The sequence below is a fragment of the Pseudomonas sp. PME37.24/006 genome (genome assembly GCF_055556635.1).
Genome location: NZ_JBVHNL010000003.1, coordinates 1,071,986 through 1,094,766, shown reverse-complemented (window position 1 = coordinate 1,094,766; position 22,781 = coordinate 1,071,986). Strand labels below are relative to the sequence as shown.

The following is a 22,781-nucleotide window of genomic DNA, read 5'->3' as shown; positions in this document are numbered from 1 at the left end:
TGCAGGGTCTGGATTTAGTTGTGAATTCGAAATGTGATATCAATTGATAAGTTAATTTTATGAGTCGGTGGTCATGGACATCAGCTTTCGTCAGCTTCAAGCCTTCGTGCTGATCGCCGAACAGCGCAGCTTCAGTCGCGCTGCCGAGCAGATTCATCTTTCGCAACCGGCACTCAGCTACAGCCTGCGCAAGCTCGAAGAGGCGCTGGGGCTGTCGCTGTTCGCGCGCAACACCCGCAGCGTGGAACTGACTGAGGCCGGGGTGCGCTTTCTCGAGCAGGCCCGCCGCCTGCTGCGCGACATGCATAACGCGGTGCACGACGCCCATGAACAGTTGCATCTGCAGAGCGGTTCGCTGCGTATCGGCGTGCTGCCCTCTGTCGCCATCGAGCCGCTGCCACGGGTGTTGGTCGACTATCGCCAGCGCTATCCGGGGATCGAGATCAGCCTGCGCGATGGCCGCGCCGGGGAAATCCGTCAGTGGGTGAGCAACGCCGAAGTGGACTTCGCCATCACCTCGGTGGCGGACGAACCCGGTGTGCTGGATTTCCAGCCCCTCTACGACGACAGCCTGGTGCTGCTGGTGCGAGGCCTGGCCAGGCTGCGTGGCGAAAAGCTGGTGGTCGCGTTACGAGATCTCGACTATGTGGCGACTACCCGGGATACCAGCCTGCGCACCATGGCCGACCAGACCCTCGAGCACATGGGCCTGCTGCGCGAACCGGCGTGGGAGGTCGCCTACATGAGCAGTGCTGCAGCATTGGCGCGTGCGGGCCTGGGCTATGCGTTGTTACCCGCGAGCGTGGTGGATACCTTCAATAGCGACGGCAATCTATCCGTCCACCCGCTGCCGGCTGCACCAGCCCGTGGCATTGGCGTGCTGCAGCGCAAACCCTGCTACCTGAGCCCACCGGCCCAGGCTTTCGTCAGCCTGCTCAAGCAGCATGCTAGCAAGCCTGGCAGGTAACCCTCTATGCAGATGGGGCTACCCCCAGCAGGCGATTCACGCGACAATCACAGCCCTTGAAAGTCGATGTGCCAGGTACCTGACGTTTGAATACCGAGTTGCGCCGCCGTGCCTACCTGGATGCCATGCAAGTGGCCAGTTGGCTGCCGCGTGTCGAGTTACCTTTTGCGGCGCCATCGCGGCCTGAGTTACTGGTTTCTTTCGAACCAGAGCCCGAGGTAGTCGTGGCGCCCCAGGCGCCGACGCCAGCGCGACCGCCACTGCCCGTGGTGGTGGCTGCTGGTAATGAGGTAGTGCGCGAGCGGCCTCGCATCGAAGTTCCCAAGCCAGGTTCGGCAGGCAAGACCGATGAGCCTGAAACGGCCGCTGAGGTCAGTGCGGTGCCGCCGCGCGTACGCCCGACACCGCCCCCGCGGTTTTCCTTGCAGCTATTGCGTGCTGGCAGTTGCGCGCTGCTGGTCGAGCTGCCGACGGGCGAGCCGTTCCAGAGCCGCGATCCGGCCTATCTGTTGCTCAAGGATCTGCTGCGCGCCGCTGGCTTGCCGGACGCTCCGCTGATCATTGGCGAGCCGGTGCGCTGGCCACTACTGGTGCGCGGCAATATGGATCAGGGGCCGCAAGCGGCCCTGGATTTCGTGCAGAGTTTCATCGGCGCGCGGCTGGAAGAGCAGGAGCCCTGTGCCTGCCTGTGGCTGATCGGTCTGCCGGCGATTCGCTTTGCAGGCGACGCTGACGCCGAAGCCTACAACCGCGAGCTGCAGGTCGAGGAGCTGGGGATCGCTTGGGCTCTTCCAGGCCTGGAACTGTTGATGGATGAGCCACAGCGCAAGCGTGAGGTGTGGCAGGCCATGCAGCGAGTTCGCCGGCGCTGGTTGGAGGCATCGGCATGATCAATGACGCGATTTCCTTTCGCCGGGCGACCGAAGCGGATATCGATGCTGTGCTGAAGATCGAGTACGCCGCGTTCAGCCACCCTTGGACGCGCGGTATCTTTCTCGACAGTTTGAAGTCTTACGAAGTCTGGCTGATGTTCGAAGGTAGCCAGCAGGTGGGCCACGGTGTGATCAACGTGATCATCGATGAAGCCCATCTACTCAACATTACCGTCAAACCGGAAAGCCAGGGGCGCGGCCTGGGGTTGCGCTTGCTGGAGCAACTGATGGAGCGCGCCGCTCAGCTCAAGGCTGGGGAGTGCTTTCTCGAACTACGTTCGAGCAATCAGGTTGCTTATCGTCTGTACGAGCGATACGGCTTCAATGAAATTGGCAGGCGCCGGGATTACTACCCGGCACCGGGCGGTCGTGAAGATGCGCTGGTGATGGCCTGCACGCTGGTCGAATGATCTACCAGCGGCGTGTCTGAAGGCGCATCTCGCGCTCTTCATCGACGAGGCTCAGGTCGTACTCATCCAAAAATGTTGGCACCAGCTTGCCACTATCCGGGGCAGCGGCTCTACCGCTCTCGCTCCGAGGCTGTTTGGCGACTATGTCGCCACGCGGGCTTCCGGCTTCGCGCAAGCCCTTGGGCGAAAGCGCCTCTACCTCATCATGAAGAACGGGTGGTTCGCTCCGCTTCTCGATGACCCCCTGTGCGCTGTTTGCTGTTGTCTTGTCAGTCATGACGAACTCCCAATCTGTCGATGGCTACCGGAGTAGACGGCCGCACGGGCTGAAAGATTCAGCGTTTCGTGCGTCGGCCCTTGGCGGCAAGCGTCGAGGTGGATGGAAATCGCCTTGTCAAAAAGGGCTGTGCATCCGTATGGTGCGCATCGACCTTTTCCGGGAGCCGCTGGCATGAGCGACCTCAAGCACCTGTTCGACAACAATGAGCGCTGGGCTGAAACGATCACCCAGAATGACCCGGACTTCTTTCCCCGCCTGGCTCGACAGCAGACGCCGGAGTATTTGTGGATCGGCTGTTCGGACGCCCGCGTGCCAGCCAATGACATCGTCGGGCTGCTCCCCGGCGAGTTGTTCGTGCACCGTAATGTGGCAAACGTCGTGCTGCATACGGATCTGAATTGCCTCTCGGTGATCCAGTACGCGGTCGACGTGCTCAAGGTTCGGCATATCCTGGTCACCGGTCATTACGGTTGCGGCGGTGTGCGTGCGGCCATGCACGACACGCAATTCGGTTTGATCGATGGCTGGCTGCGCAACATCCGTGATCTCTACTACGAGCAGTACGAGCACCTGGCTGTTCTCACCGACGAAGAGGCGCGTGTCGACCGGCTTTGCGAGCTGAACGTGATGAAACAGGTGGGTAACGTCAGCCGTACCAGCATCATCCAGAACGCCTGGCACCGTGGTCAGCCGCTGTCGGTTCATGGCTGCATCTATGGCTTGAAAGATGGACGCTGGAAAGATCTCGACGTTACCGTCAGCGCTGCCGAACAACTGCCCGAGCAGTACCGCCTGCGCCCGCTGCAGCCATGAGTACGCCTGCTGCTTCGCGCAACCTGGCCATTGCCGGTGTTCTCGTGGCCGTGCTGTGCTGGGCCGGCAATGCGCTGGTGGCTCGGGCCTTCGCCGGTGAAATTCCGCCCTTTACCCTGGCGTTCTGGCGCTGGAGCCTGGCGCTGGTGCTCGTGCTGCCCTTCGTGGCACTGCCCTTGTGGCGCCACCGCGCCGCCTTGCGGCATGCCAGCTGGCGCTTGTTGATCATCGCCGCGTTTGGTATCGCCGGTTACAACACCTTCCTGTACAGCGCAGCGCAGACCACTGCGGCGATCAATATCACCTTGGTCAACACCTGCATCCCGTTGATGACCTTCATCTTCGCCGGGCTGCTGCTTGGCGAGTGGCCGGCGCGGCGTGCCTGGTGGGGCATGGCGCTGGCAGTGTTGGGGTTGTTGGTGCTGATCTGTCGGGGTGACTGGCAGATACTGGCCGGGCTGGCGTTCAACCGTGGCGATCTGATCATGCTGCTGGCGGTGCTCGACTGGGCGCTCTACACCGTGTTGCTGCGGCGCTGGCGCCATTACCTGGCGCCGATCCCACCGTTGGCGCTGCTCGGCATCTTCATGCTGCTGGGTGTGCCACTAATCTTGCCGCTGTACCTCTACGAACTCTCCACGGGCGCTCAAGTGCTGGCGACGCCTGCTAACTTGGCGGCCATCGCGTACACCGCGATATTCGCTTCGCTGCTGGCCTACTTGGGGTGGAACAACGGGGTGAAAGTGCTCGGTGCATCGACGGCCGCCATGGGCAATTACCTGATGCCGGTGTTCACTGCCATTCTCGGCTGGATCTTGCTGGGAGAGGCGTTGCTGCTGTTCCACTGGGCCGGTGGCGCGATGATCTTCGCTGGCCTGCTGCTGGCGACCTTGCCGAAGCGTTCGCAGCAAGCGGTGAGCTGAAGTGGATCGTCGCCCAGCCCACCCGATTGCTCAGCGATAAGCCGCCAGCACTTGGTCGATCTGCAGATCCAGGCTCTGCAGGCCGCCGCCGGAGAGGTACCACAGTGCCGGATCCAGGTAGACGATACGTTTGGCCTGGGCTGCTGGTGTACTGGCCAGTGGTGAGTGAGCCAGGGTGGCGACGTCCAGCGGTGTTGCGCCAATGGCGGCGCTGCGATCAATGATGAAGATCACTTGCGGATTGGCGGCGGCGATGGTCTCCACGGTCATCGGCTGCGGGCGCTGGCGGGGTGCATCCGCTGCCTGAGGGGGCGGAGCGGGCAGGGTGCGTTGGGCCTGCAGCAGCGAATAGATCACTGGCTGCTCGGTCGGCGAGAAACGGCCATCATTGTGGGTCAACACCAAGGTGCGCTTGTCTGACGAGGCGACGACTTGGCGCGCCTTGTCGGCTTTGCTGCGCAGTGTGGCGAGCGCCTGTTGCGCTTCGGTGGACTTGTCGAAGATCTGCCCGAGCAGCTCGACGTTGTGGGCCACACCCGCGAAGTAATCCCCCGCGGTGATGCCCATGTCCAGCGTCGGTGCCACCTGCTGCAGGGCGTCGCGGCTTTCGCCCTGACGCCCGGTGATCAGGATCAGTTGCGGCTGCAGGGCACGCACCGTGTTCACGTCCGGGGTCTTCATGCCGCCGGCATCGCGCAACTCACCGGCCTTGTCCGCCAGGTAGGGCGGCACATTGGCGGGAGTCGCCACCACGCGATCACCAACGCCGAGGGCGATCAGCGTGTCGTAGCTGCCGTAATCGTAGCTGACGACCCGCTGCGGGTCGCGAGCGACATCGACCTGCCCACCAGCTCGGGCGACGCTGACGGTATTGGCACGTTGCTGGGTGTCGTGGCTGCAGCCGGCAATGGCCATGGCCAGCAGTGTAAACAGAGTGACCTTCTTCACCTCAATGATGCTCCTTGGCGTGCTGGATCTCGGCTGATATGCCGAAATCTTCAGGGCGGGGAACATAGCACTCACGGCTGATCGAGAAGCTTTCTCAACGGGTAAAGATTGCAAACGTACGCGCTGAAAGCCTTTGACCGTGGTCTTTGTAAGGCTAATTTGCGGCGTCGGAAAACTTTGCACGATGTTCGCAGGTCTATGCCGTTGGCTGGCGTGCGTCTCGAACGCAGCGCCGTAACGGGCATAACGGCAAAACCTTGCTAGTGTTATGTCATCTGCGGAAGGATGGATCGTGAGTTAATGGATTACTCGCACGCCTCTCGAGCTTTCAAACTCAATACCGTCGCTGCGCTGGCGGCGTTTTTCGTGTCTCAGCGCAATGCCCGCTGGCACGCACTGATAGTGCTGGCGCTGGCGCTTTTTCTGAGTGGCTGCGCCCGCAACCAGGATAACCGCGCCTTCCTCAGCAACAGCTCGCCTGCTGCGCCCAGCGAACTGTTCCAGACGCATTCAGACCGCCTTGCCACCATCGGTATGCGCAACAACCTGAACAGCCTTTACCGCCTGATGGGCAAGCTCTACCAGCGTAATCCGCGGGAGTGGCGCAAGAGTGGTCTGGGTGATCGCGAGGCCACCCAGCGTGCGGTACAGCAGGCTATCGAGCAGGGCAGGCCGCCAGCCGCACTGGACGGTAGGCAGGACATCGTCGCCCTCAGCTACGCGCTGAGCCCGGAGTTTCAGGGGGACAGGGTCGGCGCTTTCATCTATGCCATCGGCAGCATGCTGGTCACCGCCCATGGCGGCAACACCCAGTTCTACATCACCGACACCATCGACGCGCAGTTCGTGCACAACGCTGCGCGCAATATCGAGAAGGCCACCTGGCTGCTGGCGACCCGGCGTGATGCCCAGGGCAATCCGTTGCTGTTGTCCAACGAGCTGTCCGAGCAGGGGCGCAACCTGAGCTTCGCCGTGGAGTTCGGCAAGATCGTCGCGCGCCTGGATTACCTCAGCGACGTACTCGACGAGCGCTACCGGCGTATCGGCGTGAATTACGCCCACAGCCTGATGTTCCTGAACTTCCTGCCAGTGCAGTAAGCACTCGCCTGCGTGGCGAGCGCTTAGGATCAGACCTTTCTGACGAACTCGGACTTGAGCTTCATCGCGCCGATACCGTCGATCTTGCAGTCGATATCGTGGTCGCCATCGACCAGGCGGATGCCCTTGACCTTGGTACCGACCTTGACCACCAACGACGAGCCCTTGACCTTGAGATCCTTAATCACGGTGATGGTGTCACCATCCTGCAGGACATTGCCGACCGAATCCTTGATCACCTTGGTGTCATCGGCCGCCTCGCCGGCATTGGCCGACCACTCGTGGGCGCATTCCGGGCAGACCAGTTGGGTGCCGTCTTCGTAGGTGTATTCGGAGTTGCAGGCGGGGCAGGGTGGCAGCGTGCTCACGGAGGATCCTTCTGAGACCAATGATAAAAAGGCCGCAGATTATATAGGGTTTTATCGCCAGCCGGTGGATCGGCGCTTCAGGCGTCCGGGAGCAGCGCCTCGGCTTCGATTTCGATCAGCCACTCGGGCTCCGAAAGGCCGCTGACCACGATCCAGGATGTTGCGGGAGGTCGCTCGGGGAAGAACTCGCGCAGTGCATCAACGATGCAGGCTTGCTCGTTGCGGGCTACAGCCGCGATATAGATGCGCAGCATCAATACGTTCGTCATGCTGCCGCCAGCGTGTTCAAGGATCTTGCGAACGTTGTCCAGGGTCGCATGGGTCTGACTGGCCAGGTCTTCGCCGACCAGGCGTTCCTGAGCATCCACCCCGATCTGTCCGGACAGGTGAATGCGCCGTCCGCCCTGGCTAATCACCGCCTGGCTGAAACCATATTGCAGGGTGTCGAATACCGAATCCGGGTTCAGTGTCTGCCTGTGCATCAATGCCTCCAAGGCTAGAAAAACGGCCAGGCAGTCTAGGGCAGACTTCACCATCGGATAATTCGAGAGTTGTTGCCAGTTGTACGATGCGGGTATGGATAACCCGAACTCATGCCGGGTTCGCCACCTCCAACCGTTAGCAGCCCTTTGATCCGGGATCGGGAGTTGCACCTGTTGATGATTCACCGGGCCGCGAGCGGGCGGTTCGGCATAGCCAGTGGAGGCGCTATGTTTTTACCCAAGTTAGAGGGTGTCAGCCTGTTTCAGGTGATGAAGAAGACGGTAAGCGACTTCATCGAGGACGAGCTACCCACCTACGCGTCGGCCCTGGCCTTCCAGATGTTCTTTTCGCTGTTTCCCTTCCTGTTGTTCCTAGTCGCACTGATCAGCCTACTGGATATGCAACCGTTCTTCGATTGGCTGCGACAGCAGGCGGAGCTGGTGCTGCCGTTATCGACGGTAGAACTGGTCAACCCGGTCATCGATCAGTTGCAGACCCAGAAGGCTGGTCTGTTCTCGATCGGTATCGTGGTTGCGCTGTGGACAGCATCGTCAGCAGTGCGCTCGACCATGGATGCGATGAACAAGGCCTATGGCGTGAAAGAGGGGCGCAAGCCCTGGAAGCGTATTCCCCTGTCGCTGCTCTACACCATCGGTATTGCCGCCGCGCTGCTCACCGCTGCCGCACTGATGGTGCTCGGCCCGCAGGTGATGAGCTGGCTGGCGCAGCAGATTGGCATCGAGCAGATCGTCGTCACCCTTTGGAACTGGCTGCGCTGGCCGGTGGCGATTTCCCTGCTGATGATCGTCGTGGCGGTGGTGTACTTCGTGGCGCCGGATGTCGAGCAACGCTTTCGCTTCATCACGCCGGGCTCGGTGCTGGCGGTGGTGGTGTGGATCGCCGCGTCGGTGGGCTTCGCCTATTACGCGCAGAACTTCGCCAATTACAACGCCACCTACGGCAGTATCGGGGCGATCATCATCTTCCTGCTGTACCTGCATATCTCCTGTGCGGTGCTGTTGTTCGGCGCCGAACTGAATGCCGTGATCGAGCATTTCTCGAAAGAAGGCAAGAAGCCGGGCGACAAGGAAATCCTGCCGGAAAACGAGCCCACTACCTGACGGTGGGCTGTGCCGTCGGCCAGGTCAGTTGCCCGCTGTCGCTGAAACGGCGGGTACCGAACAGGCCGTCGGCGAGTTTGCCGCGTAGTTGATACGGCAGGCTTTGGCCAGGTTGATAGACACTGGCGCCCCAGGCCTGACGGAACACCGAGTAGGCGGAGATGGTGACCGGCACGCTGATCACGGTCTCGCCGAAACGCGGTACCTGGCCGCTCTGGTCACTGACGCCCCGGGCCAGGGGCTGATCATTGATATCCAGCTGCAGCGACACGCCATTGAAATCAATGGCGCTTTCGTTGGGGTTCTGAACCCGCAGTTTCACCGCAAAACGCACTTCCAGGCCTTCACCTGGCAGTGGCTCGAGGCCGACCAGGTCGATATGCAGCGGGTCGCGCGGCGCCCAACTGGCGCAGGCGGTGAGAGCCACGACTAGAAACAGGGTGGTCAGATGGCGCAGGGGTGCTACGAAGCGCATGGCGTTCTCCGAGGGTAATCGATCATGCAGTTGTGACCGCGCATGGCACCGTTCGACTCAGACCTTTGCCCGCTGCTTGGCGCCAAGCACCAGCGCGATTCCGCCCAGTACGGCCAGTGAACTCAAGCTCAAGCGCAGGCTCAGTGCTTCGCCGAGGAGCAGGCTGCCAGCCAGGGCGGTGATGATCGGCACGCTCAGTTGCACGGTGGCCGCCTGAATGGCCTTGAGCTCGCTGATGGCCGTGTACCAGATCGCATAACCGAGGCCGGACGCCAGGGCGCCGGAGGCCAGGGCATAGAGAGCGCCGGGCATGTCCCAGCTGGCGCTGTTGATCAGTACCAGGCTGAGCAGCACGGCGACGGGCACGCAACGCAGGAAGTTGCCTGTAGTGGCGGCGAGTGCATCGCTGGCACCGCGCCCCATTAGCGAGTAAGCGCCCCATGCCGCGCCCGCGAACAGCATCAGCAACGAGGGAACAAGTGCGGGTGCACTGGCGCCGGGTAGCAGCAGTACCAGCAGCCCGGCGAAGGCCAGCAGCAAACCGGCAAGGCTCACCGGGCTTGGTCGTTCACCCTGCCGCCAGCCCCACAGCAACATGCTGATCTGCACCGCGCCGAACAGCAGCAGGGCGCCTGTGCCGGCATCCAGGCTGACGTAAGCAAAGGAAAACGCCGCCGCATAGATGAACAGAGCGGCGGCGCCATACCAACTGCCTCCGACGGGAGCGCCGCTGTGGCGCAGGCGCAAGAGCAGCGTCAGCATCAATGCGCCGCTGAGCAGGCGCAGGCTGGTAAAGGTGGCGGGGTCGATCTGCGTGGTTTTCAAGGCCAGACGGCAGAGCAGAGAGTTGCCCGCGAAGGCGAGCATGGCAACGGCAGTGAGGAGCAGCGTGCGTGCTGACATGGGCCATCCTTTTGCGCAGGTTTGGCGGTGAGTCAAGCCGCTTGGGCGCGGCGGTAGCCTATTGCCGCTGTGTTGACTGGTGGCATGAATGTAAACACTGCCGACGTTGGTAGAGTATGCCCAGAACGTCTTGGAGCAGCACAGCCGCTTGCTAGGGTCAGGCGCTGCGTAGGGCCTTGCTGTACTGCAGCATGTCGATCATCGCTTCCACCATGGCATGAGCATGGGCGCCAAGGTCATAGGCCTCGGGGTTGAGCAACCAGTGTGCCTGGATGCCATCCATATAGGCGTGCAGACAGATGGCCGCACGCTGGCAGTCCAGATCGGCAGGCAGTTGGCCGCGGTTCACGGCATTGCGTAACGTCTTTGCAATGCGCTGATCGCAATCTTGGTTGAATGTTTGCATCTGTTGGCGCAGGTCGCCGAGTTCAGCGGTGTATTCGCATTTGTATTGCAGGATTTCTCCAACCCGGCGGCACTGGGCGTCGCTGTACATGCGCAGGAGTAGCTGCACCAACAGCTTGCGCATGCTGCCCAACGGATCGGGCTCGTCCTCGCTTTCGCAGGCGCGGGCCAGCTCTTCCTGGGGCAGCATGAGGCGATCGAGCATGGCCTGGAATACGTCGACCTTGTTCTGGAAGTGCCAGTAGATGGCGCCGCGTGTCACACCGGCCGAGGTCGCGATATCGGCCAGCGAAGTGCTGGATACGCCTTTGGCATAGAACACCCGCTCGGCCGCATCAAGAATGTGCGTACGGGTTTCTTCGGCTTCCTCTTTGGTGCGTCTCGCCATTTGGGCAGTTTCCACGGTCGAAAAAGTGGATGAAAACCCTGGTGCAGGGTCTCAGGCGTCCACAGTGTTACATAAAAGATGCGTTTACAAACATTCTCGGATGTAAGTATATTTGCCGTCTATTCCTACTATCCACCTCGGCTATCTGCCTAGGTACCGCCCGTACGGCTCGAATCAATATGACAATGAGGTTCTTTCAGATGCAGAAGAAGCCAGCCTTCGCCGCTATGGTTTCCGCTATCGCTCTGGCCACGCTGACGCTCGCTGGTTGCAGCGACGATGCCGCGCCGCCGCCCCGCCAAGCGCCTACTGTGGGCATTGTCACGCTGCAGGCCGAACCCTACACCCTGACCACCGAATTGCCGGGCCGCACCGCTGCGTACCGAATTGCCGAGGTGCGCCCGCAGGTCGATGGCATCATCCAGAAGCGCCTGTTCAAGGAAGGCTCGGAAGTCAAAGCTGGCCAGCAGCTGTATCAGATCGATGCGTCGGTCTATGAGGCTGCTGCCAAGAGCGCTCAGGCCACCCTGGCATCCGCCAAGTCGCTGGCCGAGCGTTACAAGGATCTGGTCGCTGATCAGGCCGTGAGCCGCCAAGCCTATGACGAAGCCCAGGCCGCGCGCCTGCAGGCCGAGGCGTCACTGGAGCAGGCCCGCATCAATGTGCGTTACACCAAGGTGCTGGCGCCAATCGCCGGTCAGGTTGGTCGCTCTGTGGTGACCGAAGGTGCTTTGGTCAGCAACGGCCAGACCAACGCCATGGCGACCATCCAGCAGCTCGATCCGATCTACGTCGATGTGACCCAGCCAAGCAAGGATCTGCTGCGCCTGCGCCGCGACCTGGAAAGTGGCCAGCTGCAAAAGGTCGGTGAAAATGCCGCCAAGGTTCAACTGCGCTTGGAAGACGGCAGCACCTACGAGCATGAAGGCACCCTGGAATTCTCCGAAGTGTCAGTCGACGAGGGCACTGGTTCGGTCACCTTGCGCGCCGTGTTCCCCAACCCGGATCACAATCTGCTGCCCGGCATGTTCGTGCATGCGCGGCTGGCCGCCGGGGTCAATCAACAAGCCATCCTCGCCCCGCAGCAAGGTGTAACGCGCAATCCCAAGGGTGATCCGACCGCACTGGTGGTCAATGCGGAAAACAAGGTCGAGCTGCGTCAACTCAAGGCCGAGCGTACCGCAGGCAATCGCTGGGTCGTTCGTGAAGGCCTGAACGCCGGTGACAAGCTGATCACCGAAGGTCTGCAGTTCGTGCAGCCAGGTGCCGAGGTGAAGACCACCGAAGCGAAGAATGTCGCTGAACCGCAGCAGGCGTCGGCTTCCGACCAGGCTGACAACCGCTAAGGAGCGATTACACGATGTCGAATTTCTTCATCGACAGGCCGATTTTTGCCTGGGTGATCGCGCTGGTGATCATGCTGGCGGGCGGTCTGTCCATTCTCAAATTGCCGGTCAACCAGTACCCGAGTATTGCGGCCCCGGCCGTGAGCATCCAGGTCAACTACCCGGGTGCTTCTGCACAAACCGTGCAGGACACCGTGGTGCAGGTGATCGAGCAGCAAATGAACGGTATCGACGGGCTGCGTTACATCAGTTCGGCGAGCAACTCCGACGGCAGCATGGAGATCATCGTTACCTTCAACCAGGGCACCAACCCGGATATCGCCCAGGTTCAGGTACAGAACAAGTTGCAGCTGGCAACGCCATTGCTGCCCCAGGAAGTGCAACAGCAGGGTCTGCGCGTCACCAAGTCGGTACGTAACTTCCTGCTGGTAATCGGTGTAGTGTCCACCGATGGCAGCATGACCAATCAGGATCTGTCCAACTACATCGTCGCCAACATGCAGGATCCGATCTCCCGTACCTCGGGTGTCGGTGACTTTCAGGTGTTCGGTGCCCAGTACGCCATGCGTATCTGGTTGGATCCCGCCAAGCTCAACAACTTTCAACTGACCCCGGTCGACGTACGTACCGCCGTGCAGGCGCAGAACGTGCAGATATCCTCCGGTCAGTTCGGTGGACTACCGGCCAGCCCTGGTCAGCAACTCAATGCCACCATCATCGGCAAGACCCGTCTGCAAACGCCCGAGCAGTTCCGCGATATTCTGCTCAAGGTCAACCGTGACGGTTCCCAGGTGCGGCTTGGCGATGTGGCCAAGGTCGAGTTGGGCGGTGAGAACTACAACATCCGTGCGCAGTTCAATGGCAACGCGGCATCCGGCCTGGCGATCAAGCTGGCTTCCGGCGCCAACGCGCTGGATACCGCCAATGCGATCCGCGCCACGATCGATGAGCTGAAACCCTTCTTCCCGGCAGGCATGGAGGTGGTCATGCCATACGACTCTACTCCAGTGGTGAAAGAGTCGATTCACGGCGTGATCATGACCCTGATCGAAGCGTTCGTGCTGGTCTTCCTGGTCATGTATCTGTTCCTGCAGAACTTCCGTGCCACGCTGATTCCGACCCTCGCCGTACCGGTGGTTCTGCTGGGTACCTTCGGCGTACTCGCGGTATTCGGCTACAGCATCAACACTCTGACCATGTTCGCCATGATTCTGGCCATTGGCCTGCTGGTGGACGATGCCATCGTGGTGGTGGAAAACGTCGAGCGGGTGATGCGCGAAGAGGGGCTCTCGCCGCTCGAGGCAACGCGTAAATCCATGGGCCAGATTCAGGGCGCACTGGTGGGCATCGGCGTGGTGCTGTCGGCGGTATTGCTGCCGATGGCCTTCTTCGGCGGCTCGGTGGGGGTTATCTACCGGCAATTCTCCATCACCATCGTTTCGGCCATGGTGCTCTCGGTAATTCTTGCACTGATCTTCACCCCGGCGCTGTGCGCCACCATGCTCAAACCCATCGCCAAGGGCGATCATCACGAGAAGCGCGGTTTCTTCGGCTGGTTCAACCGCACCTTCGAGCGCAGTGTTAACAGCTACGAGCGTGGTGTGCGCAGTGTGGTCAAGCGCAAGGCACCGTTCCTGATCATCTACGCGGTGATCGTCGGGGCGATGATCTGGCTGTTCACCCTGATCCCGTCGGCATTTCTGCCCGAGGAAGATCAGGGCGTTCTGTTCGCCCAGGTACAAACCCCGTCCGGCTCCAGCGCCGAGCGTACCCAGGCCGTCGTCGACGACATGCGCAAGTACTTGCTCGAGGATGAGAAGGATGTGGTCAACTCGGTATTCACCGTGACCGGTTTCAACTTCGCCGGCCGTGGGCAGAGTTCGGGTATGGCGTTCATCATGCTCAAGCCATGGTCCGAGCGTACCGCCGCAGGCACCAGCGTATTCGACCTCGCGCAGCGTGCTCAGGGCCGATTCTTCGGTGGTGAGTTCCGCGATGCCATGGTCTTCGCCTTCGCCCCGCCAGCGGTAATGGAGCTGGGTAACGCTACCGGTTTCAACCTGTTCCTGCAGGATCGTGCCGGCGTCGGTCAGGCGACCCTGAACGAAGCGCGCGACAAGTTCCTGCAACTGGCCAACCAGAGCTCGGTGCTCAGCGCCGTGCGGGCCAACGGCCTGCTCGACGAACCGCAGTACAAGCTGCTGATCGACGACGAGAAGGTGCGCACTCTGGGCGTGTCGTTGTCAGACGTGAACAGCACCCTGCAGATTGGCTGGGGTGGCAGTTACGTCAATGACTTCATCGATCACGGTCGCGTCAAGAAGGTGTATCTGCAGGGCGAGAGTTCTTCGCGGATGAACCCCGAGGACCTGGATAAATGGCACGTGCGTAATGACCAGGGCCAGATGGTGCCGTTCAGCGCCTTCGCTTCTGGCGAGTGGACCTATGGTTCGCCCAAACTGTCGCGCTATAACGGGGTGAGCGGTATCGAGATTCTCGGTACGCCAGCACCAGGACACAGCTCGGGTGAGGCCATGGCCGAGGTCGAGCGGATTGCTGCCGAGTTGCCGCAGGGTGTCGGTTTCGCCTGGACGGGACAGTCGTACGAGGAGCGCCTGGCGGGCTCGCAAACGCTGGCACTCTATGCACTGTCGTTGCTGGTCGTGTTCCTGGCTCTGGCAGCCCTGTACGAAAGCTGGTCAATTCCGTTCTCGGTGATATTGGTGGTTCCGCTGGGCATCATCGGTGCGCTGCTGTTCACCTTGGGGCGCGGGCTGTCGAACGACGTCTTCTTCCAGGTGGGGTTGATCACGACCATCGGTTTGTCAGCGCGTAACGCGATTCTCATCGTCGAGTTCGCCAAGTCCTTGCACGAACAGGGTATGAGCCATCTTGAAGCTGCAGTGGAGGCGTGCCGCATGCGTCTGCGCCCGATCATCATGACTTCCCTGGCGTTCATCCTCGGTGTGGTTCCGCTGGCGATTTCCAGCGGTGCCGGTGCCGGTAGCAAGCACGCCATCGGTACGGGCGTGATCGGCGGCATGCTGACTGCGGCGGTTCTGGCGATCTTCTGGATTCCGCTGTTCTATGTGGTGGTCAGCTCCATGTTCAAGGACAAGAGCGTCAAAGAAACCAACGAGAAGGAGGCCGGCCTGTGAGGCAGTCCCTGTTGTCTCTGGCAGTCGCGAGCATCGTGCTCAGCGGCTGCAGCATGATCCCCGACTACCAGCGCCCCGGGGCGCCAGTCGAAGGTGCCTGGCCTCAGGGCCAGGCTTACGAGGGCAGCACCGTGCAGGGCTCGGTCGCCGCGGCCGATCTCGGCTGGCGCGAGTTCCTGCGTGACCCGGCGCTGCAGCGTCTGGTGGAAGCCTCTTTGAACAACAACCGCGATCTACGTGTCGCCGCGTTGAACGTTGAGGCGTATCGCGCGCAGTACCGCATCCAGCGCTCCGAGCTGTTCCCCAACATCTCGGCAGACGGCAGCGGTACCCGTCAACGTACGCCGGCCGATCTATCGCAGACCGGTCGCTCCACCGTTGGCGGCCAGTACAGTGCGACCGTTGGTGTGAATGCCTGGGAAGTCGACTTCTTCGGTCGCCTGCGCAGCCTCAACGAACAGACCCTGCAGCAATACTTCGCCACTGAAGAAGCGCAGCGCAGCACGCAGATCAGCCTGATCGCCAGTGTGGCCAACGCCTACCTGACCCTGCAGGCCGACGAGGCGCTGCTGAAACTGACGCGTGACACCCTGGGAACCTTCCAGCGCAGCCTGGAATTGACCCAGCGCAGCTTCGACGTCGGCGTGACCGATGCACTGGCCCTGAGCCAGTCGCGCACCTCGGTGCAGACCGCCCAGGCCAACCTGGCGCAGTACACCCGCCTGGTCGCCCAGGATCGCAACGCTCTGGGCGTGTTGCTGGGTGGCCCGGTACCGGCCGATCTGCCTAAGGGGGAAGGCCTGGACAAGCAACTGCTGGCCGATGTGCCGGCGGGTCTGCCGTCCGATCTGCTGCAGCGTCGTCCCGATGTGCTGCAGGCCGAGCGTGAACTGCTCGCTGCCAATGCCAGCATTGGCGCCGCGCGTGCCGCTTTCTTCCCGAGCATCAGCCTGACCGCCAACGCCGGCACCGCCAGCAGCCAGCTGTCGGGGCTGTTCGATGGCGGTTCGGGTACCTGGTTGTTCCAGCCACAGATCAACCTGCCGATCTTCACGGCCGGGCGTCTGCGCGCCAACCTCGACTATGCCGAGATCCAGAAGAACATCCAGGTGGCGAGCTACGAGAAAGCGATCCAGACCGCCTTCCAGGAAGTTTCCGACGGCCTGGCCGCTCGTGGCACCTTTGAGGAGCAACTGCAGGCTCAGCGCAGCCTGGTAGAAACCTCCGAGAACTACTACGACCTCGCCGATCGCCGCTTCCGTACCGGGGTGGACAGCTACCTGACTCTGCTCGACGCCCAGCGCCAGCTGTTCAGCGCGCAGCAAGAGCTGATCGGTGTGCGTCTGTCGCAGCTCACCAGCGAGGTCAACCTGTACAAGGCACTCGGTGGTGGCTGGAACGAACGTACCCAGGCAGCACCTGCGCCAGTCGCTGCACCGCAATCCTGATTCACTGCGGCCAGGCCAAAAAAAGCCCCGGAATTCCGGGGCTTTTTCATATCCGCGATTCGCCGGTTACGGCGTCTGCACACGGGGCGAACGGTTCATCTTGTGGCGGATCAGTTGGATCACGCCCGGCAGGATCGAGACCACGATGATGCCGATGATCAAGTAATGCAGATTGCTCTGCACCGCCGGCAGGTTGCCGAAGAAGTAGCCGCCGTAGGTAAACAGGGTCACCCAGAGAATCGCGCCGACCACATTGTAGGCGGCGAAGTGGGCGTAGTTCATGCGGCCCATGCCGGCGACGAAGGGCGCGAAGGTACGCACGATGGGCACGAAGCGCGCGAGGATGATGGTCTTGCCGCCGTGCCGTGCGTAGAAGTTCTGGGTGACTTCCAGGTGGCTGCGGCGAAAGATTTTCGAGTCTGGGTTGCTGAACAGCTTTTGGCCCATGAAGCGGCCGATGGTGTAGTTCAGTGCGTCGCCGAGGATCGCTGCGGTGATCAGCAACAGCACCAGCAGGTGCACGTTCATGGTGCCGTGTACGGCGATGGCGCCGGCCACGAACAGCAGCGAGTCGCCTGGCAGGAAGGGGGTGACCACCAGGCCGGTTTCGCAAAAAATGATCAGGAACAGGATCGCGTAGATCCAGGTGCCGTATTGGGCGGTCAGGGCCGCCAGGTGTTGGTCGATATGCAGGATGAAATCGATAACCAGGTGAATGAATTCCATCGAGGGCTCCAACGATATGCGCGGCCCGGCGCGTTCAGGGGCGGGCTGCTTGGGGGCGGCATTATGCTCGCGTCAGCGTGCAAAGGCGCGTGCTACACGGGTTCAGGCAGTCGTTTGAGCCGTGCTTAGCACAAGCGTTCCGTCGAACAGGGGCGCGGCGACGAAAGACTAGGAAGTAGGGAGGGGGCGCAGCAATCAGCGGCGCAGGGGCGCGGTAATGTGCAACTCGGTGTTTTGTGCTTCTTTGGCCGGTACGGCGAGTGATTCGCTGCCCGTTGCATCCTGCAAGGCACGCTGTTTGGCATTGGCCGCCATCTTCTCGGACCAGGCGAACTGCAAGTCGCGGTACTGAGGTGCCACAGCCGCGCTGTTCAGGCGTGCCTGATCCTGCCAAAACGCAGCGTCGCCCCGCCACCAGGGATCTTCACCCACAGCAGGTGCTTCGACAGTGATCGGCGTCGTGCGCGCAGCAATGTTTGGCACTGCGATGGCTTGCGGCGCCGCCGGCTGTGGCTCAGGGCGCAGCATGGCGAACAGAAGCGCCCCTCCATAGGCCAACACAGCGCCTACGGCTACAGCCACGGCACCCAGCATCAGCTCGTTGCGCGGGCTGTAAGCTTTACTAAAGTGAGCTTTCATCATCCATCTCTAGAAGAGAAAAGGCCGACACGTGCGCATGGCCGAAACGTCCGTGAATAATAGCCACTTCCGCGCAGCTAATAAGCTTTTTTGCGTATCTGCATGCTGCGCTAGAGCGGTTACTTGGCCTTGATGATGCGCTGGATAGTACCGGTGTCTTTATTCAGCAACACGTAGTCGGTACCGATCTTCACCCAGTGCTCCTGTTCCTTGTCTTCCGGCTCGGGCAGGTCGTGCTTTTTCAGATCCTTGATGGCGTAATCGTCACGCCAGTATTTGTGTGGCGCGGGGGTGCCTTCCTTGAGATCACCAATGTGCATTGGATCCTTGGCTTGCGGGTCTTCCTGATCAGGTTGCTGCTTGAGCACCTGCTCCTGATAGACCTCACGGGCCGGTTCCTGCTCTGCCGGATCGGCCGCGTGGGCAAGGCCGGCGACCATCAAAGTGCCAAGCAAAACGCTGAGGGTAGGCGTGGTTTTCATCGGTGACTCTCCTTAATCCGTGTCCATGATTATGGACAGGAGGAGGTTGCAGAAAACTCAACCTAAATTTTCAGGTGCAGTCTGCGGCCGAATATTTCGGACGTGCGGTGTTACATACGGCAAGAGGGAGATCATACAACCGCCGAACGGTGCTGTTTCTCCATGAACCTTCGCTGCGCTAGTGCGCCTATTGTTGACGTTCAGCTATTCGAGTCAATCATGCCTGTTTCCGTGTTTCTCGCCCTGGTCTTCGGTTGCGTCGGTGCTGTGCTGGTGGGCATTGGCATGTCCCGTCGCCGCGCCAGCCAGGATTGGCTACAGGTTCAGGGGCGAATCATCGCCAGCGAGTTGGGGCTCAGCACTTCGAGCCGCTATCCGCGTTTCGAATGGCGCGACGAACACGGCAAGCTGCACATGCACGAGAGCAGCATGAGCAGCTGGCGCCACTATCGAAAAGGCGATGCGGTACCGGTTCGCTACGACCCTGCTTTTCCCAAGCGTGCGGTGATCGACACCCCGGTGCAGCGCGGCGCTTCGTTCTTTTGGCTGGGCGTGCTGCTGTTGAGCATCGCCGGTCTGTTCCTGCTCGTCGAGCTGGTGCTGCAGTAACCACTCCCTCCGGCCGATCCCCTCGGCCTGCGACGATTCAGCACATACGTCCAATCGATAAGCCGACCCCGGCGGCATAGTGGCTGCACGGTCGTCGTGCGCCTGAGCGCCCGTCACTTGTCACGTCGCTGGCCCTTGCATGGCCATGCGTTTCGTCGATTTCGCTACGGGAGATGCCCTTGAAGCCGTTGCTCCGCGCGTCGTCATCCGCCTTCGAGCGTCTCAGTGCGTGGCTTGGCTGCGTGTATCTGGCAGGAGGCCGGTGATCATGACTGCCGTTCAACCCAGCGACGTGGTGACCTTGGTCATCCAGCACAAGGTGCGCCCCGGTCATGTGCCGGCCTATGAGGCCTGGCTCAAGCGTGCCCTGACGGCCGCCGAGCAGCAGAGTGGTCACCTGGGCGTGAACGTGATCCGTTCGGACGGCCAGAGCGACACCTTCACCACCGTCCTGCGTTTTGCCGAAAGCTGGCAGCTGGATGAGTGGATCGCCTCCGACCGCCGGCGCCTGCTGATCGACGAGGTATTGCCACTGCTCGAAGGCGGCGACCAGACCCAGGTCAGCCGCGATCATGAATTCTGGTTCACCCCCGAACACGCCCAGGCGCCGCAGCCACCGAAGTGGAAGCAGGCGGTACTGACCTATCTGGTCATCTGCCCGCTGACCATGCTCATCCCGCAATTGTGGCTGCCGTTGTTCCAGCAGTACCCGGCCCTGGGTGGAGTGGTAGCGAGCAACCTGCTGATCACCCTGTGCATCGTCGTGCCGGTGGTGTTCTGGATTATGCCGGTGGTCACCCGCTGCTGCGCGGGTTGGCTGAGCGCCCGTTGATTTCCCCATCCATTGCGATACCCGAGAGGACACGCCCATGAGCACTTTCACGACCCGCGACGGCACCGAGATCTATTTCAAGGATTGGGGCAGCGGCAAGCCCGTGCTGTTCAGTCATGGCTGGCCGCTGGACGCGGACATGTGGGAATACCAGATGGAGTACCTGAGCAACCGCGGCTATCGCACCATCGCCTTCGACCGCCGTGGTTTCGGGCGCTCCAGCCAGCCGTGGACAGGCTACGACTACGACACCTTCGCCGACGACATCCATGAACTGATCGAGCACCTTGACCTGCGTGAGGTGACTCTGGTCGGTTTCTCCATGGGCGGCGGCGACGTCAGCCGTTACATCGGTCGCCACGGTACGTCGCGGGTCGCCAAGCTGGCGCTGCTCGGTGCGGTCACGCCGATCTTCGGCAAGGCAGCGGATTTTTCCGAGGGTGTCGATGAGTCGGTATTCGCCGGCATCAAGGCCGGTCTGCTCAAGGATCGCGCGCAGTTCATCGCTGATTTCGCCACGCCTTTCTATGGCATCGACAAGGGCCAGCAGGTCTCTGATGGCGTGCTCAGCCAGACCCTCAATATCGCCCTGCTGGCATCGCTCAAGGGCACCGTGGATTGCGTCACCGCATTCTCGCAAACCGACTTCCGTGCCGACCTGGCCAAGGTCGATGTGCCGACCCTGGTGATTCACGGCGACGCCGACGCCATCGTGCCGTTCGAGACCACCGGCCGGCTTGCCGCGCAGATGATCGAGGGCTCCGAGCTGAAGGTGTACGAGGGCGCGCCCCACGGTTTCGCCGTGACCCACCAGCAACGCCTCAACGAAGACCTACTGGCCTTCGTGTCCCGCTGATCACCCGGAGCGCCCAGCCATGACTTCAGATCCCAAAGATCCCAAGCGCCGCCAGGTCGTCGCTGCCGGCAGCCTGCTTGGCGCCGCTGGCGCGCTCTGGTCTGCCTTACCTTTCGCCGGTCGCGCCGGCTACGCATTCGGAGCGAACATGAACGACGCTGACCTGATCCTGCTCAACGGTAAATTCCACACCGTCGACCCCGAGCGGCCGCACGCCACCGCAGTCGCCATCAAGAACGGCCGCTTCATCGCCGTGGGTAGCGACGCCGAAGCCATGGCTACCAAGGGCGCAGGCAGCAAGGTCATCGACCTGAACAAGCGCACCGCGATTCCCGGCCTCAACGACTCGCACCTGCACCTGATTCGTGGTGGCCTGAACTACAACCTGGAGCTGCGCTGGGAGGGCGTGCCGTCCCTGGCCGATGCCCTGCGCATGCTCAAGAACCAGGCGGATCGCACCCCCACGCCGCAGTGGGTACGCGTGGTTGGCGGCTGGAACGAATTCCAGTTCGCTGAAAAGCGCATGCCGACCCTGGCCGAGATCAACCAGGCGGCGCCGGACACCCCGGTGTTCCTGCTGCACCTCTACGACCGTGCCTTGCTCAACCGCGCCGCACTGCGTGTGGTCGGCTACACCAAGGACACGCCGAATCCGCCCGGTGGCGAGATCCAGCGTGACAGTAACGGCGACCCGACCGGCATGCTGATCGCCCGCCCCAACGCCATGATCCTCTACTCGACGCTGTCGAAAGGGCCAGCGCTGCCACTGGAATACCAGGTCAACTCGACGCGCCAGTTCATGCGCGAACTCAACCGCCTGGGCCTGACCAGCGCCATCGATGCCGGCGGCGGTTACCAGAACTACCCGGACGACTACCAGGTGATTCAGCAACTGGCCGACTCCGACCAGCTCACCGTGCGCATCGCCTACAACCTGTTTACCCAAAAGCCCAAGGAAGAACTGGCCGACTTCCAGAAATGGACGAAGACCGTTACCTACGGCCAGGGCACCGACTACTTCCGCCACAACGGCGCGGGCGAGATGCTGGCGTTCTCCGCTGCCGACTTCGAAGATTTCCTCGAGCCGCGCCCGGATCTTCCGGCCGGCATGGAGGCCGATCTCGAACCGGTGGTGCGCCACCTGGTCGAGCACCGCTGGCCGTTCCGCCTGCACGCCACCTATGACGAATCCATCTCGCGCATGCTCGACGTGTTCGAGAAGGTCAACCGCGACATTCCGTTCAACGGCCTGCCGTGGTTCTTCGACCACGCGGAAACCATCACCCCGCGCAACATCGAACGGGTTCGGGCGCTGGGTGGCGGCATCGCCATCCAGCACCGCATGGCCTTCCAGGGTGAGTACTTCGTCGACCGCTACGGCGCCAAGGCCGCCGAAGCCACGCCGCCGATCAAACGCATGCTCGCCGAAGGCGTGCCGGTCGGTGCCGGTACCGACGCCACCCGCGTGGCCAGCTACAACCCCTGGACTTCGCTGTATTGGCTGGTCAGCGGCAAGACCGTGGGCGGCACCGCGCTGTATCCCGAAGGCTTGTCTCGCGCCGTTGCGCTGCAACTGTTCACCCAGGGCAGCGCCTGGTTCTCCAGCGAGCAGGGCAAGAAAGGCCAGATCAAGGTCGGGCAACTAGCCGACGTGGCGGTGCTCTCGGCGGATTACTTCAGCGTGACCGAAGAAGCCATCAAGCACCTCGAGTCGGTACTCACCGTGGTTGGCGGCAAGGTCGTCTACGGTGCGGGTGAGTTCGACACGCTCGGCAACCCGCCGCTGCCGGTACTGCCGGAATGGTCGCCGGTGGCCAAGGTACCTGGGCACTGGAAGCCGTCGGCCCCTCTGCAGGCTGCCGTGCACCAGTGCATCGGCTCCTGCGCGGTACATGCCCACAGCCATGAGCGGGCGCGGCAGAGCAAGGTGCCGATCAGCGACTACGCCGGCTTCTGGGGCGCCTTTGGGTGTTCGTGTTTTGCGTTCTGACGCCTTCCACCTGATCGCACTGTGATCGGCAGGTAGTGGTGCGCGCCGCAGGGTGGATCGGGGCGCGTAGCCGACGCTTTTTTCATCCACCACACGCTCGCGGCTCCGGTGGATGGGTGAGGCGTCATCCACCCTACTGGGTTTGTAGGAGCGGGCTTGCCCGCGAAAGCGCTGGTGGGTT

At 61.8% G+C, this 22,781-nt stretch carries 24 protein-coding genes; 14 read left to right on the top strand and 10 right to left on the bottom strand.

Annotated elements, in window-relative coordinates:
• Positions 1 to 73 precede the first annotated feature (73 nt).
• From ACZ3GY_RS16080 to rimI, 3 genes are all read left to right on the top strand, one after another.
• A complete protein-coding gene (locus tag ACZ3GY_RS16080) occupies positions 74 to 967 on the top strand; it encodes a LysR family transcriptional regulator (RefSeq protein WP_465910995.1) in 894 nt (297 codons plus the stop codon).
• A gap of 86 nt (positions 968 to 1,053) precedes the next feature.
• Entirely contained in the window at positions 1,054 to 1,857 is an 804-nt protein-coding gene (locus ACZ3GY_RS16075) for an energy transducer TonB (RefSeq protein WP_465910994.1), read from the top strand.
• Positions 1,857 to 2,309: a ribosomal protein S18-alanine N-acetyltransferase gene (rimI, locus tag ACZ3GY_RS16070; protein ID WP_463565934.1), complete on the top strand. Its 453-nt coding sequence runs from the start codon at positions 1,857 to 1,859 to the stop codon at positions 2,307 to 2,309. The genes ACZ3GY_RS16075 and rimI overlap by 1 nt, the downstream gene beginning before the upstream one ends.
• A 1-nt stretch (position 2,310) precedes the next feature.
• On the opposite strand, the gene ACZ3GY_RS16065 is transcribed toward rimI, so the two are convergent.
• Positions 2,311 to 2,586: a hypothetical protein gene (locus ACZ3GY_RS16065; protein ID WP_465910992.1), complete on the bottom strand. Its 276-nt coding sequence runs from the start codon at positions 2,584 to 2,586 to the stop codon at positions 2,311 to 2,313.
• Between the two features lie 174 nt (positions 2,587 to 2,760).
• On the opposite strand from ACZ3GY_RS16065, the gene can reads away from it, so the two are divergent.
• The gene (gene can / locus ACZ3GY_RS16060; protein WP_465910991.1) at positions 2,761 to 3,402 is read left to right on the top strand and encodes a carbonate dehydratase; all 642 of its coding nucleotides are present in this window, start codon (positions 2,761 to 2,763) and stop codon (positions 3,400 to 3,402) included.
• Positions 3,399 to 4,325, top strand: a complete 927-nt coding sequence (locus tag ACZ3GY_RS16055) for a DMT family transporter (RefSeq protein WP_465910990.1) — start codon at positions 3,399 to 3,401, stop codon at positions 4,323 to 4,325. The genes can and ACZ3GY_RS16055 overlap by 4 nt, the downstream gene beginning before the upstream one ends.
• 30 nt (positions 4,326 to 4,355) lie before the next feature.
• Here ACZ3GY_RS16055 and ACZ3GY_RS16050 read toward each other — a convergent pair whose 3' ends face one another.
• Positions 4,356 to 5,273 (bottom strand): ABC transporter substrate-binding protein, encoded by a 918-nt coding sequence (locus ACZ3GY_RS16050; RefSeq protein ID WP_465910988.1) that lies wholly within the window; start codon positions 5,271 to 5,273, stop codon positions 4,356 to 4,358.
• A gap of 300 nt (positions 5,274 to 5,573) precedes the next feature.
• Between ACZ3GY_RS16050 and ACZ3GY_RS16045 the strand changes: the two genes are divergently transcribed.
• A complete protein-coding gene (locus tag ACZ3GY_RS16045) occupies positions 5,574 to 6,371 on the top strand; it encodes a hypothetical protein (RefSeq protein WP_463562205.1) in 798 nt (265 codons plus the stop codon).
• 29 nt (positions 6,372 to 6,400) lie between these two features.
• Here ACZ3GY_RS16045 and ACZ3GY_RS16040 read toward each other — a convergent pair whose 3' ends face one another.
• Positions 6,401 to 6,739: a zinc ribbon domain-containing protein YjdM gene (locus ACZ3GY_RS16040; protein WP_463562204.1), complete on the bottom strand. Its 339-nt coding sequence runs from the start codon at positions 6,737 to 6,739 to the stop codon at positions 6,401 to 6,403.
• 77 nt (positions 6,740 to 6,816) lie between these two features.
• Entirely contained in the window at positions 6,817 to 7,221 is a 405-nt protein-coding gene (locus ACZ3GY_RS16035) for a RidA family protein (RefSeq protein WP_465910986.1), read from the bottom strand.
• A 228-nt stretch (positions 7,222 to 7,449) separates the two neighbouring features.
• Here ACZ3GY_RS16035 and ACZ3GY_RS16030 point away from each other — a divergent pair, with 228 nt between their 5' ends.
• Positions 7,450 to 8,343, top strand: coding sequence for a YihY/virulence factor BrkB family protein (locus tag ACZ3GY_RS16030; protein ID WP_463562202.1), 894 nt, complete (start codon positions 7,450 to 7,452; stop codon positions 8,341 to 8,343).
• Here the strand turns inward: ACZ3GY_RS16030 and ACZ3GY_RS16025 are convergent.
• The 3 genes from ACZ3GY_RS16025 to ACZ3GY_RS16015 all read right to left on the bottom strand — a co-directional run bounded on the left by ACZ3GY_RS16025 (position 8,336) and on the right by ACZ3GY_RS16015 (position 10,514).
• A complete protein-coding gene (locus ACZ3GY_RS16025) occupies positions 8,336 to 8,818 on the bottom strand; it encodes an LEA/WHy family protein (protein WP_463562201.1) in 483 nt (160 codons plus the stop codon). The two genes, ACZ3GY_RS16030 and ACZ3GY_RS16025, sit on opposite strands and share 8 nt — an antisense overlap.
• Before the next feature lie 57 nt (positions 8,819 to 8,875).
• Positions 8,876 to 9,721: an EamA family transporter gene (locus ACZ3GY_RS16020; RefSeq protein WP_465910983.1), complete on the bottom strand. Its 846-nt coding sequence runs from the start codon at positions 9,719 to 9,721 to the stop codon at positions 8,876 to 8,878.
• A 157-nt stretch (positions 9,722 to 9,878) separates the two neighbouring features.
• Positions 9,879 to 10,514: a TetR family transcriptional regulator gene (locus ACZ3GY_RS16015; protein WP_463562199.1), complete on the bottom strand. Its 636-nt coding sequence runs from the start codon at positions 10,512 to 10,514 to the stop codon at positions 9,879 to 9,881.
• Between the two features lie 200 nt (positions 10,515 to 10,714).
• On the opposite strand from ACZ3GY_RS16015, the gene ACZ3GY_RS16010 reads away from it, so the two are divergent.
• The 3 genes from ACZ3GY_RS16010 to ACZ3GY_RS16000 are packed head-to-tail and all read left to right on the top strand — an operon-like array spanning position 10,715 to position 16,466.
• Positions 10,715 to 11,860 (top strand): efflux RND transporter periplasmic adaptor subunit, encoded by a 1,146-nt coding sequence (locus ACZ3GY_RS16010; protein WP_463562198.1) that lies wholly within the window; start codon positions 10,715 to 10,717, stop codon positions 11,858 to 11,860.
• 14 nt (positions 11,861 to 11,874) lie between these two features.
• The gene (locus ACZ3GY_RS16005) at positions 11,875 to 15,018 is read left to right on the top strand and encodes an efflux RND transporter permease subunit (protein WP_463562197.1); all 3,144 of its coding nucleotides are present in this window, start codon (positions 11,875 to 11,877) and stop codon (positions 15,016 to 15,018) included.
• Entirely contained in the window at positions 15,015 to 16,466 is a 1,452-nt protein-coding gene (locus ACZ3GY_RS16000; protein ID WP_465910979.1) for an AdeC/AdeK/OprM family multidrug efflux complex outer membrane factor, read from the top strand. The genes ACZ3GY_RS16005 and ACZ3GY_RS16000 overlap by 4 nt, the downstream gene beginning before the upstream one ends.
• A gap of 66 nt (positions 16,467 to 16,532) precedes the next feature.
• On the opposite strand, the gene ACZ3GY_RS15995 is transcribed toward ACZ3GY_RS16000, so the two are convergent.
• The 3 genes from ACZ3GY_RS15995 to ACZ3GY_RS15985 all read right to left on the bottom strand — a co-directional run bounded on the left by ACZ3GY_RS15995 (position 16,533) and on the right by ACZ3GY_RS15985 (position 18,313).
• Positions 16,533 to 17,192, bottom strand: coding sequence for a DedA family protein (locus tag ACZ3GY_RS15995; RefSeq protein WP_463562195.1), 660 nt, complete (start codon positions 17,190 to 17,192; stop codon positions 16,533 to 16,535).
• Between the two features lie 195 nt (positions 17,193 to 17,387).
• Positions 17,388 to 17,831: a hypothetical protein gene (locus ACZ3GY_RS15990; protein WP_465910977.1), complete on the bottom strand. Its 444-nt coding sequence runs from the start codon at positions 17,829 to 17,831 to the stop codon at positions 17,388 to 17,390.
• A 119-nt stretch (positions 17,832 to 17,950) separates the two neighbouring features.
• A complete protein-coding gene (locus ACZ3GY_RS15985) occupies positions 17,951 to 18,313 on the bottom strand; it encodes an RcnB family protein (protein WP_465910976.1) in 363 nt (120 codons plus the stop codon).
• A 219-nt stretch (positions 18,314 to 18,532) separates the two neighbouring features.
• Between ACZ3GY_RS15985 and ACZ3GY_RS15980 the strand changes: the two genes are divergently transcribed.
• From ACZ3GY_RS15980 to ACZ3GY_RS15965, 4 genes are all read left to right on the top strand, one after another.
• The gene (locus tag ACZ3GY_RS15980; RefSeq protein ID WP_465910975.1) at positions 18,533 to 18,922 is read left to right on the top strand and encodes a DUF3592 domain-containing protein; all 390 of its coding nucleotides are present in this window, start codon (positions 18,533 to 18,535) and stop codon (positions 18,920 to 18,922) included.
• Between the two features lie 268 nt (positions 18,923 to 19,190).
• A complete protein-coding gene (locus tag ACZ3GY_RS15975) occupies positions 19,191 to 19,754 on the top strand; it encodes an antibiotic biosynthesis monooxygenase (RefSeq protein WP_463562191.1) in 564 nt (187 codons plus the stop codon).
• Between the two features lie 37 nt (positions 19,755 to 19,791).
• A complete protein-coding gene (locus ACZ3GY_RS15970) occupies positions 19,792 to 20,610 on the top strand; it encodes an alpha/beta fold hydrolase (protein WP_465910973.1) in 819 nt (272 codons plus the stop codon).
• A 148-nt stretch (positions 20,611 to 20,758) separates the two neighbouring features.
• Entirely contained in the window at positions 20,759 to 22,600 is a 1,842-nt protein-coding gene (locus tag ACZ3GY_RS15965) for an amidohydrolase (protein WP_465911055.1), read from the top strand.
• Positions 22,601 to 22,781: the final 181 nt, after the last annotated feature.